The organism is Thermanaerosceptrum fracticalcis, assembly GCF_000746025.2.
GTDB lineage: Bacteria > Bacillota > Peptococcia > DRI-13 > DRI-13 > Thermanaerosceptrum > Thermanaerosceptrum fracticalcis.
On record NZ_CP045798.1, the window covers coordinates 2,189,341 to 2,204,009 of the forward strand.

Sequence of the window (14,669 nt, forward strand, 5' to 3'; positions counted from 1 at the left end):
ATTACCGCCTATTTAGTCTATTTTCTTAAAAAATTTTCTTCGTAAAACTTATTCACAGCTCGAACAATATCAATCATGTCAGACCGTACTGCTGCAGCTTCCAGGGTCTTATTAGGCCTATCCGACTTCTCGATAAAGTGCAGCGCATCCTCCAGGACATCTATAGCCTGAGAGGCTGCATTAAAGACATTATTGACTGCAGCCAATTCCCCAGGCAACTTCTGCCCTTCGTGCAAGCGCCTGTAATCAGCCACCTGAGTTTCCACCTGCTTCTTATAATCATAAAAATCACTCACCGACTGGGGTTGCCGGTACGCATCTGCCACAAAACCTTGAGAAAGCCCTCCCAGGACCGGAATACCAGGCTTGCCTCCGAAAGTCATATCAATGGATTCCAGGAACACCCGGCCTAAAGTACCGGTATACCCTTCTATAAGCCGCTGCAGCCGTTTGGGCGACTTAAATGCTTCCGGTATTCCCGGCACATCTGCAAGTCCCTCACTGATCTTTCGCACAAGAATACTGGTGTATTCGTTATACTGCAACTCCGGTGAAACCCGTTTGTCCGATTCGCTTAAAATCGGATTACCGCGCCAATCTCTACCGGTTGCGTCGCGGTAGAAGGGTTCAATGGCAGATGGAATGATCTCAGGGACCAGGGCTTGATTAATGGTCTGTGCAAACTCCTTCCAGGCATTAGGATTATCCTTTAGGTATTTATCCAGCAACCTTTCCGGAATAGCCCCAAACATAATCCCAAGCTCCCACGGCCTCGGCACCGGGAAAAACCAGCGTGTAGTTTTTGGGTCCCCAAGGGGTATATTCCAGAAGAAATCCCGGCGCCACCAGGGTAGTTCCCGGTAATTTTCGTTCTCCCGGGTGAGCCACAAGTTAAATAAGGTGGGAATAGTAATATACAACAGCCCTTTGGCTATGGTACGCCAGGGGTGCTTAGCCAGTAACCGGCCTACGTTTACTGTCCCTTGGATTGAGGGGTTTAAGAAATTGACAAGCCTGTTAAGCTGTGCACGTCTTACCCAACTACCCATCTTGCGGAAATCCACGGAAAGGTTACGCATACGGGCTACATTGCGAGCTATTTCTTCCTGGGGTAGAATCTCAAGGAGCTTTTGCTCATCCATGGCTTTAATATCGGCATCGGAAAAACCGGCAGCTTTCAGGTATTTTTTCATGCCTTTCTTCATTTCCGCTAACCGTCCCGCCATTTCCCCAGGCTCAATCCAATCCTGGAGGAAGCGTAAAGGTGTACCAAAGGCTTTAAACCCGGCCCATAATCCCTGCCCCACATAACCTTCTTTTGCCAGGCCCCAGGCCTCGTTTAATTTTAGCACAAACTCATGAGCTCTATTGCCGTTAGACATAATCTGGTTAATGGCTTCCTGGGCAAACTCCCGGTCATTGGCTGTAAAATAGTTGGTTGTCCCGCCTTTTCTGGCAGCCAGTCTATACCACTTATCACCTTTGAGTGCGCTCCAAAATCCCTGGAAAATATCCACAGGGTTTAAGTGGGTATCCGATGAGACTAGGTTATGGAAAGTGTCCCGGGCGGCGTTGCGGTAAATGAATTGCGGGGTATAGATAATTCCTGTCTTTTGTACCTGGGCGAGATTCATCAGAACCTTAGTCACCAAATTTACATTTTCCGGTGTTAGCCCCTTAATAGCCTCATACAGGTCCGGGTGAACATCATAAAGGACGGGCTCTCCATCCCGGTAGACTACCACCTGATTGGGACCGGCCAGATATTGGGGATTGAATATCCGGGCCATGGTATCCAGGTCCAGGCTATCAACGAATTGTTTAGCGTCGCCGTACACCTCCTCAATACCTTCCATCCCCTCGAAAACGTCATACAGATACTTCTTAACCTTTTCCAAATTGAACTGTACGGCTTTCAGCTGGACCGGGGCACGTGACATTATCTTGCCTTTACCCTCCGCCTTATCAGCCATATCGGCCAATTCCAGAAGCAGCCTGTTCCTCATGGCCACACTGCGGTAAATAAAAGTGTTATTAATATCGTTTTCCTCGGGGTCCATAATATCTTCCCCGCCGCCCTTTAAACCTTTCACTACCCGTTTGGCTGCGCCAAGTTTTTGACTTGTCCCGGCAACATAGTCAAAAGCCTCTTTAATCCGTTTTAGGCTTACATAATTGGGGTTTGCCAGTTCAATCTTAGCCTTATCGGCCTTACTGTATATGCCGCCCTGGACCAAAAGATCGTAAGCATTTGACCTGTACTCCCTGGTCTTATCAAAGATTTTCTTAAACTCCGGGTGTTTTGCCTCCAGTATGCGAATCTGCTCGTCGTAGGTTTCCGGAGAGTCAGGCATTTCCAGGCCGCGCTGTAAATAGTCTTTACTACGGCGAGCTATGGAATAAACCCAAAACTCCCGGCGGGTTTGCTCATCCTTGTGGATCGGCTTAGTGATCTCAAAATAAGAGGGGCCCACCTTCTTACCATCCAGGTCAGATTGATAATATCCGGGCTCTCCCTTGGGGTTAATGTCGGCCAGAGCTATTCCTTCCCAACCCCGCAAAGTAGACAGCTCGTTTGCAATCTTCTCCTGAAATACCCGTCCCCCAAGCTCCCCGGCGGCCCATTCCACGGGATAAGTTGCATCCACAATACCGGTATAGATCTGGCGCAACATCCTGGTCAAGTCCACAGGCGCAGGATAGCGGGGATCGCCTTTAAACCAGACGGATTTCATTCCACGGGCCACAGGGTCCAAATTCACCAGGCTATAAATATCCCGGGCAATCATCTCTATAACACCCATTACGTCCCGCGGAATATACTTCTTAATATATTCCGAAAGTTCCGGGTATGCATGTTCGGTTTTATCCCGGTCCGTGAGATAAAGCCTTATAAACTCAGCAATACCTTCCCGCCGCTGCTTAAACTTAGGATAACTCGGCCTAGAAGTCACCGCACCCAAAGCGAGAAGATCGCTATCTATCTTTGCCGCTCCGGCACCCAGGCGTTTTTTGATTGTAGTAATCTCTGACAAAGTATAGAGCTTATCAAAGTAATGGCCTGCTTCATGAGAAAGTGTTGCCAGGTCGTTAGCCTTAGCAATCCTGGTTATGTGCGTTCTGTTGTCGAACTGACCAAGACGGGACCAATGAATACCACCTTTTTTTACGGCCATCTCCAGTTTCTTTTCAAAATCCTTGACGATTTCAGAGGCCCTTTTCGCTTTTCCCGTTGTATTCTTACCAGTAGCGGGACCTACTCCAGTCTGCCCCAACTTACTGGTAAGCCCTTCCGTATCCCTTTTACCCTCATATTTTTTGGCTACCTCACGCTTGGCATCCAAATACTCAAAATTAGGTAAAACTTCAACTCCTTCCAAGGTGGTTGTACCATAAGAAAGGTTATCATCAATCACCAGTTCAATTTGCTTGGCCAGCGCTACGTTTTCTTGCCCGTTATCATTGATAATGCGCTTCAGGGCTTCCTCCACCTCACCAGGACTAGCTCCCGTAAGCTGCATTATTCTTTCCAAGGGCTTACTTGTAAGGCGTTTCGTACCAGTAGTGATCCTTTCCCCGTACTGGTTAACAGTAGAAAACCGCTTACCTTTAATTGATTGAGTCAATTCTGTAAGCAGCCTAACGGCCTCTGCCTGAATAAACTCCTTCAACTCAGGATGTTCGTACATATAGGCTTTTATGCGCCGATCGCCTACATCCTCGATGGTCCTGTCATCAATGGGAATACTAATCTCTTTTGCTTTATTTGAAAGTTGCTCATCTTTAAACCAATCTGGCAAATACTTCCTATCGTGTCCCTTGATAGTTGAAAGCAGGTCTGTTAAACTGATCTCAGAGAGATCTCCTAGCGTACGTAACCCATTTGACCCTTCAGGGTCATTAGGCCGTGCTAAGATGGACGATCTCTCTATATTTATATTTGTGGCCAAATGGTCATAATACTTTTTGCCGTCATGGTACTCCTTGACTATTAGCTTTGCATTATACAACTCATCCCCTATTTGCAAAGCGCCATAAAAAACATGGACCATCTTCCCATCATGCTTATTTTTGGGTGGAACCGACGCCACCTTGACCGCTTCCCTTAAAAGATCCGGGAGGGCGAGGGCGGCAACAATCTGGGGTTTACCTCCGTGGCTAAACCCGTGCTTAAGCCGCCTTTCGGTAATAAGTATTTCATAGCCTGTGTCTTTATTTTTATATGTTTTATTGAAAAAGGGCTTTAAGAGCTCCCGCGCCTGGGCCCTCATCACGGCAGGTTCACCGTCAAGGATTTCATTCCCGTTAAGTCTAACCACTTTTATAGGTGGTTTTTTCAATACCTCTTCCTTAGACAAAAAAGCTGCTTCCACTGCTTCCTCGGCCTCTTGCCCAATATCCCCGGGAGCCTTTTTCGTTTTCGGTTCCCCCTGGGCAGGAAACAACCGCATATAAGTGGCCAGGATCGGGTCGAAATCATCGTCCTTAACAGCAAACCGCGGTTGCCCTTCATAAAGGACCGCCTCTTTCATAAGGGGAGTTATCGGAAGCGAAAGCTGTTTTCCCCCCTCAATCCATACTTCTTCTACCCTTGCACCCCACTTTTTCCCGTACCTGTTTAGAAAATCAGGGATCATCTTGTCGTAGAACCCCTTCATTCCCTCGCCGCCGACTTTGAGGTCAAGATCCGTCAAAACCCCGTTTTGAGTACTATTGAGCGCATCGGCATGAGCAAGAGCATCCTTTTTCATAGAATAAGATTCCACGACTTCACCGCCAGGTCCGACAACGTCAAAAATCTTGTCTGTCTTTCCGACCTTCTCGCGGTTGAAAACAACTTTGTATTCTCCTTTTCTGCCTTCACCGTTGATGATCTTAGCAGCGATTTCTTTCCCGACAAAATTTTCTAATTCGGCGGCTTCAACCACTTTGTGCATGATTTGATGATCAAGCTTATCGAAAGCTTTTAACATATAAGAATCATCGTTTTCGATCTTTGAATACTCTATTCTGCTAACCTGCTTGCTCAGATTATACCTCTCAGCCTGCTGTTCCCCTGTGGTCCAGGCTATCCTGTCAAAGCCGTTTTCGGCAGCATAGCGGAGCATCCGCTTTAAGACAAACTCATGCCAATTTTTACTGAAAGGGGCTTCAGGGACACTGCCGGTCATCTGCCAAGCACGCTCGACAGCCTGTTTTTTGGCCTCCGGACCTATATCCTTGGAAACCTTAATCTTTTCAGCTCCATATAAAATATGATCAACAACCCAATAATCCTCGGTCTCCCTAAGAGAAAAACCTTCGGGCAGTCCGTCGCCAATATAACCCTTCTTTCTTCCAGTTTGGTGCCAGTCAGACTGTACTTCCTCCAGGAAAAGAATCCTTTCACCATCTGGGCCAATGCGTTCATTAAACCGAACATGAGCTAGAACATTTGGTTCCTCCCAATGGGAAGATTGATATACGGGTCCCGCCCTAGCAATTTGTTCCAGAGACATATTATCTATGTCTTTACCAAAATCAAACGGTAAAACAAGCAGCAACTCGCGGTAGTCTTTACCTCCAGGTTCCTGAAAAGATGAATACCTTGGCTTTAAAGGAATCTCAACAAAGCTTTCATATGCCTCTCTAGCTTTTAAATAATCTTCTGCCAAGTTTCTGAGATTTTCAGGAATCTCCGATATTTTTATTCTTCCATCAGTTAATTTATTGGGGAGATTATAAGCATCTAATTGAGACATGCCGCTCTTTAGTGCTTCTTGAACAAATAAAGAATGTACTCTGTTTGCTTCATCCAAAGCGGCCTTATATGCCCGATATTCTTGTTCTGTACTCATTATTTCCTCTACTTCGATTTGATGGCTCCTGATCCAGTTCAATACTTCCTGCTTGGTAAGTTTCCCACCCTTAGCCAGAAGATCGTCCATACCAGTCCATTTCATTTCATCGGCTTTGACTCCATTTTTCTCGATGATAGAACGGACCATTTCCACCGGGGCAATATTAGGCATTTTCTCCTGAATCACTTTTTCCAATTGAGAGTAAAAGGGAGGAGCGTACTCTTTAACAGAGTAAGAGGTTTTTTTAGCTGATTCTTTGCCTTTTACACCTTCAAAAGCCTTCTCCCAGTCGCCCCTTGCGAAGGCCTCAGCCTGGGTTTTGATATTTTCCGCAAGATTTTTCTCTACGTTTTTCCGGAAATAAGTAAGCCTTTTAATAATCTTCTGAACCCATTCCTTGAACCGCTTTATCATTTCCGCAAAATAGGATTTTCCTTCGCTTTGGAAATCGTCCCGGCTCATAGCATAATCAGCAATAATCTCGGAAAGGTGTTCCTCGGCCCGATCCTTGTCAAGCCCACGTTCCACCAGGAAATTAATTGCCTTCTCATAGTCCTCCATATTTGACATTTGCCACATACTGGTCCAAAGTTCCGCATATTCGTGAATGATCTCCTGGGTAATCGGCATGTTCGGGTTGGCCAAAAGCTCAATGGAAGTCCTAAAAGCAGCCCCGCGCTTCTCTATCATGGCTTTACCTGCAATATACGCCTTGCTACCTTCTTTTAGTCCGTGGGCCTTGAGTAACTCAGAGGTTATTTCATCAGTGAACATATTAGTAAAGTTAACAATGTGCTCTACGTCTAAACCGGCTTTCTTGGCTCCTTCAAGGTATTTTTCCGTCATCTCCAGGATTTTTTTCTGCTCTTGCTGGTCTATGCCGTATTCCTTCATGAAAGTTCTAACCCTCTCAAGGGGTAGTTCGGAGAGATCAGTTTTAGCATGTAAACCTCTCGCTCCATCAAGAGCATTGGTCCATGCTCCAACGGCTGATCTCTCTATTTTTGTTGCCTTATGGTCATACAGTTCTCCATCCAGAGCAACGTGAATATCGCTCTCTATCACTTCATCAACAGGTTTTAAATACTCTACATAATTTTTAGGGGTACTGCCGGTCATACCATTATCAGCAATCCATTGAATAGAATTTTCATCTTTTTTGACAACTTTTACTCGTTTAGGCTTATCACTGAATGTTTCTTTAAGAACCATGCTAAATTCGCTTGCCTTAGTTGTTACCGTTTCACCCCTTAGCAACTTAGGGCTAACACTATTAAATATCTTGCTAAACTCCTTGGCATCCATTTCAGGTTTTAAAGCCCTGTCTTTTACAAATTGACCATATGCAGTTTGCGCTGAGTATCCTTTAGCCTTATAATCAGCAGCTAAATCCTCAGCACTGGCAGTCAATCTTTCCGGGGCATAACTAGAAACAACAACCCTCTCAACCTGTTCATTGGATTGAGGAACATCAATTTTAACCGTATCACCGGCCTTAACAAGCCCTTTTCTCTGTTCGATAATTTTCGTCCCCGCCTCGGGAGATTGCTCAAAAGCTCTTATTTCAGGTCGTACTTCGGCTTTAATTTCTGGCTCTGGTAATAGTCTTTTGCCTCTGGAGATAGGAATAACTTTGCCAGTGGCTTGTTCCGCTCCTTCTACAGCCTGGGCGAATACGGTGTTAGGATCCTGGTCTCTATTCTTGCCGCCTCTGCCGCGCATTTGCTTGAAATAATTCGGGTCCTTTGCGCCCATGGCCAATTCTTTGGGCGTGAGCTTACGACCGATCTTCTTTTCGGTAAGGTAAATATCCGACTTGAATACAGCCAGACCATTAATATTTACCATTTCGCGCTTCGTATCAATATGCGCGTCTGTGACAGGATCAGTTTTCACCCATATACCTATCCCTTTTTTAAGTTCTTTATAACCCTGTTTTTTTAGTTCTTTAGCCGTATAGCTTTTATCAAAAACAGTAACCGGGCCGGAATACGTCCCAAAACCGGCCTGAGCTCCTTCATGGAATCGTTCCTCATTGCTTTTCTTCACACTGGACAATTCCAAAACATCGACCGGGATCCCTAACAAAGCGGAAACAACAGCACCGCCACCAAAAGCCATAGCTAATTCATCAGCAGTAGGCATAGGAGCATTGGGGTCATAATAATATCGCTTGATAAACGGTTCAAGCAGTTCAGCCACTATTTCTTCCGTTCCTTCACCAAATATATTAGCCACCCTTTTAACTGCCGCTTGGCCAACGGGAGACTTAATATACTTCTCTACAAGTTTTTCCGGGCTTAAAACACCTTTCCCCATGCCGGGAATACCGCCAAACAGCCGTTCAATAGCGACTTCTTTAATCCCGCTTGTCATTCCGGCTTTTCTAGCTGTCTGAATATCCGCGCCGCTTTGTAAAGCCTCACCGGCGGCATTTCCCGCTGCCATGCCGTATAATAGCTGTGTGCCTATAAGCGGAGACAAAGCATGAGCCGCAGCAATAGGAGCCACTTGCCCAACTGTGCCGACCAGTTCACTTGTAACCTGCTGCCATTTAGGCAGGTGGGCATATTCTTCATTCAAAGCCTGTCTTTCCAGCGCGGATTGTTCTTGTAGATCCAACACTTGCTGGACAAGAGAGTCTCGGCTTGCAGTTAGTTTTTTTACTGCTTCAGGATCATACTGCTGCGCTTTGATACCAAAAATACGGGAAAGGATTGGATGGTTTTTCTCAAAATTTAGAGCCTCGTCTATGCCGGAAGCTAATTCCGCTCCTTGGGCCGAAGATAACCCTCTTTGAAAGGTTTTAAAGCCTTGCATAATGTTTTTGGCTATTGCGGAAAGGAAACCTGGCTTATTATCAGTTCCAGCAGGTACGGCAGGCGAAAAACTACTTGTATCAACAGGCTTGAATGATGGTTCCATGCCAGCCCTCATCTTGGCCCAAGAAGGTATATCTGATATCTGCGGTTTCTGTATTTCCGGGTCCTTGATTTTTTGATCCAATTGACGGGCAAAATCTTCGCTCCCACCAAGCAGTTCCTTTTCCTGGCGTTGTATATCCTGCCATTCTATCTTCGGCATAGTGGCAGCTTTCCGCTGCGCTATAATATCATCACCGGTTGGATACGCACCAGCACCAAATTGGGCTTTTGCTTTTCTCTCGGCAATTATTTCATCACCAGTTTTGCCAGTGATAATTCTACTTTTATTTTTTTGGGCCATACAATCACCCCTATTTGCTGTTTAAGATTTTTTCCAATATCGCTACAGCTTCATTTTTGGGCAAGAAACCAGCCAGCGTCTTTAATTCTTCGGGATCCAACCACTGAGCATTTTGCCTTAGCCATTTCTCAGGATCGCCGCTATTCATCATAGATGAATATAAAGCCCCAATTGTTTTAGGGTTCTTCATATTCGCAGGATTGGTCGGGTCTTTTTCCCAATTAAACTTATCCCTTGCCAAAGCGGCATTTCTTTCGGCAATGCTTATTTCTCTATTCCTGAGAGCCTGTGCAACCAAATCCTGCTTCTTCTGATAATCAAACTGATCCAGCCAGCGCTGATCAAGGAGTTTGTCCCTACTGACTTGATAATTATATTCTTGCTGTTTTTGAGCAAAGTTTCTATTACTTTCCAGGACAGATTGATTAAACGCTCTGTCGGTTGAATAGCGCTGGTAGTCGGCGTTTTGCAGGCTAGATAAAAGGTTGATCTGATCCATCGTTAGCCCTTGCTCCTGCAGGTAACGGTTATAGGCCGCTTGTGTAAGTGACGGGAGCAATTCATTAAGCCTGTTTTTCACATCAGATTCAGATTCTTTGGCCGCCGCTATCGCATAAGAGCTAGGAATGCCGCCTGTCAAGGAGGAAGCAGCACCCAAAACATTCTGTGATGTTTTCTTGCTTTCATTCTCAATTCTTTCCTTGGCTGCCAGGTATTCAGGACTACTATATACAGAATTGGGGTTAAAAGCTGGAATTGAATTAAGCTTTGCCAATAAAGCTTCTATTTTAGAAGAATAAGGACTTTGATATACTCCTGAAACAGCAGGGGCAGCCGGAGCATTTACGCCAGGTATGCTTCCCACCAAATAAGATTGCCCGTTATAATTAAAATACTGATTTCCCTGCTGGTCTCTGGAAAGGCTGCCCATACTCCCCCGTGCTGCTTCGGGAATAGTTTCGTCTGCTATCCTGTACTGCTGCCCGTTTGAAACATACCACTTGGACCCGTCTTGTTCGGTGGTTATATATCCTCCATATGACGGTGTAGGACTGCTTCTACTTGCTGTCGTTTGAGAAATTGTTTGAGATGTCGTTTGAGAAGAAGCAGGCGTGTATACCTTATCTAAACTAAACCCAGGATACTGCTGAGCATAAACCTGCGCCTGCTGAGCCGCCCATTGCGCTTTTCCAAAATCTTTTTCAGCATTTTTAATTAAATCTACGAGATATTTCCTTTCATTTTCCAGATCAAGAGCCATAAAAACATTCCCCCTTTCTAAACATCGGCGGAAATTCGCCTGTAATCATTACCGATATACTCAACAACGGCAGTCTTTCCTGCCGCTATTATTACTCCGGCCCCGCCTGATTTCTTAATAGTTATGTCATAACCAGTATCATTGAAAACTGTATATCTTCTCCCGGCAACAGCAGGGGCTATAATATTGGCGGCCCCGCTGGAGTTGGAAACAATCAGCGTACTTGCCGTTTGCTCTGTTGATGATAACGTCCAATCCGACGAACCACCGCCATAATCATGGCTGGCCTGCCTGTATGTAATATCTGGCTGGGATACGGTAGGAGTATTAATCACCGGAGAATTAAGAGTTGATGTGTCTATTGTTTTATTTGTCAAAGTCTGTGTGGCGGTAAGCAAGGCAATCGTCCCAATAACCACAGACCAGTCACTTGAAACATAAGAACCCGTATCCCTGGCAGTAGTACACTTTTTAATAAAATCTGAGCCTATCCATACATCGCCCAGGGTATAAGGCGGCGTCGGCTGTGTTGTAAAGATACTGTTTTTCCCGGAAGCTATCGAGATTTTTGAAGCCAACTCAGCTGAAAGATTGATAGTGTCAATGTTCATTAATAAAAAGTTAAGTTCCTTGGAGAGCTTGGAAACAAATTGATATAAAGTTTCCACTTGTTCCTTTACATCATCTTTCCGGCCTGGAATTTTGAAAATATCAGCCATCATCAATCACTCTCCAAATAGAATTTCCGGGAAATCTGATACACCTTTCCCCTGCCTACGCCTTCCAACATAATCTGAAAATGGTCAGCCTGCTGGATACGCAGGGGAACAGTAAAACTTGACAACCCTTGGGCCGTATATGATTTGACAAGCTGAAAATCACCATTATTGATTTTCACATACACCGCCAAACTTGAACCGGATTCCAGGTCCACCCTGAAAGCCAATTCACTGTATATTTTTTTTCCGCTGTAGTATTCATGGAAAACCTGGCTGTAAGCCTTCCAATGCACCTTTTCATTCCCGGAATTGAATTTATAAAGCTTACCATCGGCACATAAAGCATAAAGGCTGCCGCCCATACGGGCAAACTGGATGACATTAAGGTTGTCCTCCAAGTGCCACATCTTCAAAACAGGATCGAACACAAAAAGATAATATTCAGAACCATCATGCAAACTGAGATAATATTTTCTCCCGTCTGTCCCGGCCACACCGCTCACATAATCCTTGTTCAATTCCCGGGAAATCAAGAGAGGCTGGCCGCCAACATAAAGATTAACGCCGTTTCGCCATAAAGTGTATAAAGCCCCTTGCACCTCCTGCACGGCATCGTGTGACAAAGAGCCTTGTTTCAACACTTCCTGCACCTGAAAATTAGCCGGCTTGTCGCCATACAGCTCATGCAACACATCAGCTTTAAAAAATTCAACATGATTATCGTAGGCGAATATCCCTGTAAACCTGCCCTCACTGGCCACATCAACCGCAAAAGAATCCGTTGTGGCTGTGCCAAGACTTGTCCAATTTTGGAAATCACCAAGGGCCGAGGCGTAAATATGATTATCCTTACAGCCCCACACACGATTATTAAGAGTGGTAACGAAATTCATATCCGGGCAGCTTCCCTCAGCAGGATACGCCAGTCCGTTTCCGATATTGCCGAAAGTATTCGTTGACGGGTTGTAATACTTCTTATCGGGAAATATCAGCACTACCCCCTGAAAATCAACCATACACTTTTTACTTGCAGTAACCGTCCCTTTAGTCACGCCGTCATACTTAAAATCCGTCCCATCCACATAAACAAGTTTGTCATTAATAGCAAATAGGGCTTTGGGATTCGTAAGAGTTGCCACCAGCTCTCTTGAGGGCCTCGGTGAAAGGCAAGGATATTCGTCAGAACAAAGATTCAGCATATCCGGCATTTCCCCAGGGGTTTTATTTTCGCTGGCATTATACCCCTTGAATATGATTATTTCGTCTTTTATGAACTTGTCGTACTTCGTAATGATCGGTAGCATGAGCTTCACCTACCAATAATTTTTAACCAGGTTATTAGTCGATGTGTCCGGATACCGCTCCATAACCCAGGATTTTAATTTTATAAGCTCAGTATTATATCTCAAGGCATGATTGTTGTAGTCATTGATTTGCTTCTGGTCATAAGCAATCTGTGCCATAAGGTAATATTTGAAAAGGTCGTATTGCCCATAATAATCGCCAAGAATTAATTCGACATCGCCAACATTTGCCTGAGTAATTTCGGTCGGAGTATCATACCTATAAATCACAAGCCCGTCCGCAAGGTCAGAGCTTGGAGTAGGATAAAGACAAATATTCCCGTCTATTTCGCAGTATGAATATAACTTATCCTGGTAGTTGTTTGGGCCGCGCTTATCATACCTGCGATTGCCGACAAAAAGGTCTTTAATATCATTGATTGTATAACCTGTTATAGAATAATCCGCTTGTCCAGCAACAATATCATACTTTTCTATGATTAGTACTTTGCCTTTGAGAATATCGTCAAAAAGATACCTTTGCAAATTGTTAAGTATGGTTATTTTTTCTTCTTCCGGCATAATATTTGGTAATTTTTCGTCCACTTTTTGAATGATATATAAGGCTTTCAAAATATCACCACCTTATCAGGCTTATATTGCGCATTTTAATCCAACTATGCACCTGTGCCCGCCCCGATAAGCCCAGCTACGGCGAAAAAAAGCAATGCCGTACTGGGCAAGTTCAGGGCCGGGCATGGGCAACACCTCCTATTTCTGTATAGCAACAATTTCCAAATATTCTTCTTCGGTAAGCTGTTTTATTTCTCCATTTGGGTCAAGTTTGTAGAACCAAAGCGGTCGGTCACCGTCTAGAATGCTTTGAGCGATTTCAGGGCTCACTTCCCTTATTATTGAACCCTCTTGCACCTGGTGCACTTCCTTTTCCGTTTCGTGTACAGCCAAGCATATGCCATTCGTTGCGTCAAATTCAACAAAATAAGCCATATTCTCCCCTCCTTAAATGGCAGTGTAGATAGTGAAGGACACTTTGTGCCTAACATCCCCTGGATATGTGCCGCTAAGGTTACGGTAAACTGTAAAGTCTCCAATTGAAATATCATTCAGGTTCAAAGTGGTTGTAGTGCTGTAAGAAGCGTTAATGTCAGACCTATTCATAATCTGATAGTTTCCATTCACCGCCGTAATGGTCACGGTGCCAGCAGCGCCAGCATCACCAGCGGCCACATCATAAGCATAAAATTGGGTAATGTTAAGCAGGGAGTTTGCTGGTGCGGTATAGGTATTCGTACCATTTCCTGCGTACTCCACATGCGTTGTCGTTTTGGAAAACTTGGTAGTATCGTTGAGCGTCGATAGCTTGGATATAATGGCGCTTCTGGCTGTCGCAGAAGCAGCCATAGCGTTCCTTGCAGTTGACGATTTAAGAGCTATATTCATGGCCGTCGCCGAGGCAGCTACCGCATTCATGGCCGTCGCCGAGGCAGCTACCGCATTCATGGCCGTCGCCGAGGCAGCTACCGCATTCATGGCCGTCGCCGAGGCAGCTACCGCATTCATGGCCGTCGCCGAGGCAGCTACCGCATTCATGTCGGCGTAATCAGCCGGGTTGAGGCCAGCCTCACCGGCCACGAACTTACCTATCGCCATGTTGGAACCGGCCACGATGTTGAAGGCAGTGGAGCTATTACGGATAGCGTTTCTGGCCGTCGCCGAGGCAGCTACCGCATTCATGGCCGTCGCCGAGGCAGCTACCGCATTCATGGCCGTCGCCGAGGCAGCTACCGCATTCATGGCCGTCGCCGAGGCAGCTACCGCATTCATGTCGGCGTAATCAGCCGGGTTGAGGCCAGCCTCACCGGCCACGAACTTACCTATCGCCATGTTGGAACCGGCCACGATGTTGAAGGCAGTGGAGCTATTACGGATAGCGTTTCTGGCCGTCGCCGAGGCAGCTACCGCATTCATGGCCGTCGCCGAGGCAGCTACCGCATTCATGGCCGTAGCCGAGGCAGCTACCGCATTCATGGCCGTCGCCGAGGCAACTACCGCATTCATGGCCGTAGCCGAGGCAACTACCGCATTCATGGCCGTAGCCGAGGCAACTACCGCATTCATGGCCGTAGCCGAGGCAGCTACCGCATTCATGTCGGCTAAACTCTTAAATTCATCAAACGCTGGCCCTATTAGGTGACGTAATAGCTTACCAGTTTGCGAGTTAGCATCTGCGACAGCAAACGCGTCAACGATGTTGTTCCCTATTAGGCCAGCCACCAGGTTGCCAGCCAGGTCTCCTCCAAGCGGTACAAATATAGACACG

Annotated in this window: 7 protein-coding genes; all 7 read right to left on the minus strand. The window is 45.7% G+C overall.

The genetic code is table 11. From position 1 onward, the window contains the following. Nucleotides 1-17: 17 nt before the first annotated feature. Entirely contained in the window at nucleotides 18-9,065 is a 9,048-nt protein-coding gene (locus BR63_RS11215) for an LPD38 domain-containing protein (RefSeq protein WP_034420213.1), read from the minus strand. Between the two features lie 10 nt (nucleotides 9,066-9,075). Beyond that, a complete protein-coding gene (locus BR63_RS11220) occupies nucleotides 9,076-10,326 on the minus strand; it encodes a hypothetical protein (RefSeq protein WP_034420216.1) in 1,251 nt (416 codons plus the stop codon). A 17-nt stretch (nucleotides 10,327-10,343) separates the two neighbouring features. Further along, nucleotides 10,344-11,048, minus strand: coding sequence for a hypothetical protein (locus tag BR63_RS11225; RefSeq protein ID WP_034420218.1), 705 nt, complete (start codon nucleotides 11,046-11,048; stop codon nucleotides 10,344-10,346). Further along, nucleotides 11,048-12,349 carry a hypothetical protein gene (locus BR63_RS11230; RefSeq protein WP_034420219.1) on the minus strand — a complete coding sequence of 434 codons (1,302 nt, stop codon included), beginning with the start codon at nucleotides 12,347-12,349 and terminating at the stop codon, nucleotides 11,048-11,050. The genes BR63_RS11225 and BR63_RS11230 overlap by 1 nt, the downstream gene beginning before the upstream one ends. A 9-nt stretch (nucleotides 12,350-12,358) precedes the next feature. After that, complete coding sequence (locus BR63_RS11235) at nucleotides 12,359-12,961, minus strand: hypothetical protein (protein WP_034420221.1); 603 nt, start codon at nucleotides 12,959-12,961, stop codon at nucleotides 12,359-12,361. Between the two features lie 138 nt (nucleotides 12,962-13,099). Further along, nucleotides 13,100-13,336, minus strand: a complete 237-nt coding sequence (locus BR63_RS11240; RefSeq protein ID WP_034420223.1) for a hypothetical protein — start codon at nucleotides 13,334-13,336, stop codon at nucleotides 13,100-13,102. 12 nt (nucleotides 13,337-13,348) lie between these two features. Beyond that, entirely contained in the window at nucleotides 13,349-14,668 is a 1,320-nt protein-coding gene (locus BR63_RS11245; protein ID WP_187142674.1) for a hypothetical protein, read from the minus strand. Nucleotide 14,669 lies beyond the last annotated feature (1 nt).

What these genes read in the sequence shown, in the direction of transcription:
- BR63_RS11230 (WP_034420219.1), bottom strand. Translation starts at nt 12,349, where the DNA reads ATGCTACCGATCATTACGAAGTACGACAAGTTCATAAAAGACGAAATA.
- BR63_RS11220 (WP_034420216.1), bottom strand. Translation starts at nt 10,326, where the DNA reads ATGGCTCTTGATCTGGAAAATGAAAGGAAATATCTCGTAGATTTAATT.
- BR63_RS11225 (WP_034420218.1), bottom strand. Translation starts at nt 11,048, where the DNA reads ATGATGGCTGATATTTTCAAAATTCCAGGCCGGAAAGATGATGTAAAG.
- BR63_RS11240 (WP_034420223.1), bottom strand. Translation starts at nt 13,336, where the DNA reads ATGGCTTATTTTGTTGAATTTGACGCAACGAATGGCATATGCTTGGCT.
- BR63_RS11215 (WP_034420213.1), bottom strand. Translation starts at nt 9,065, where the DNA reads ATGGCCCAAAAAAATAAAAGTAGAATTATCACTGGCAAAACTGGTGAT.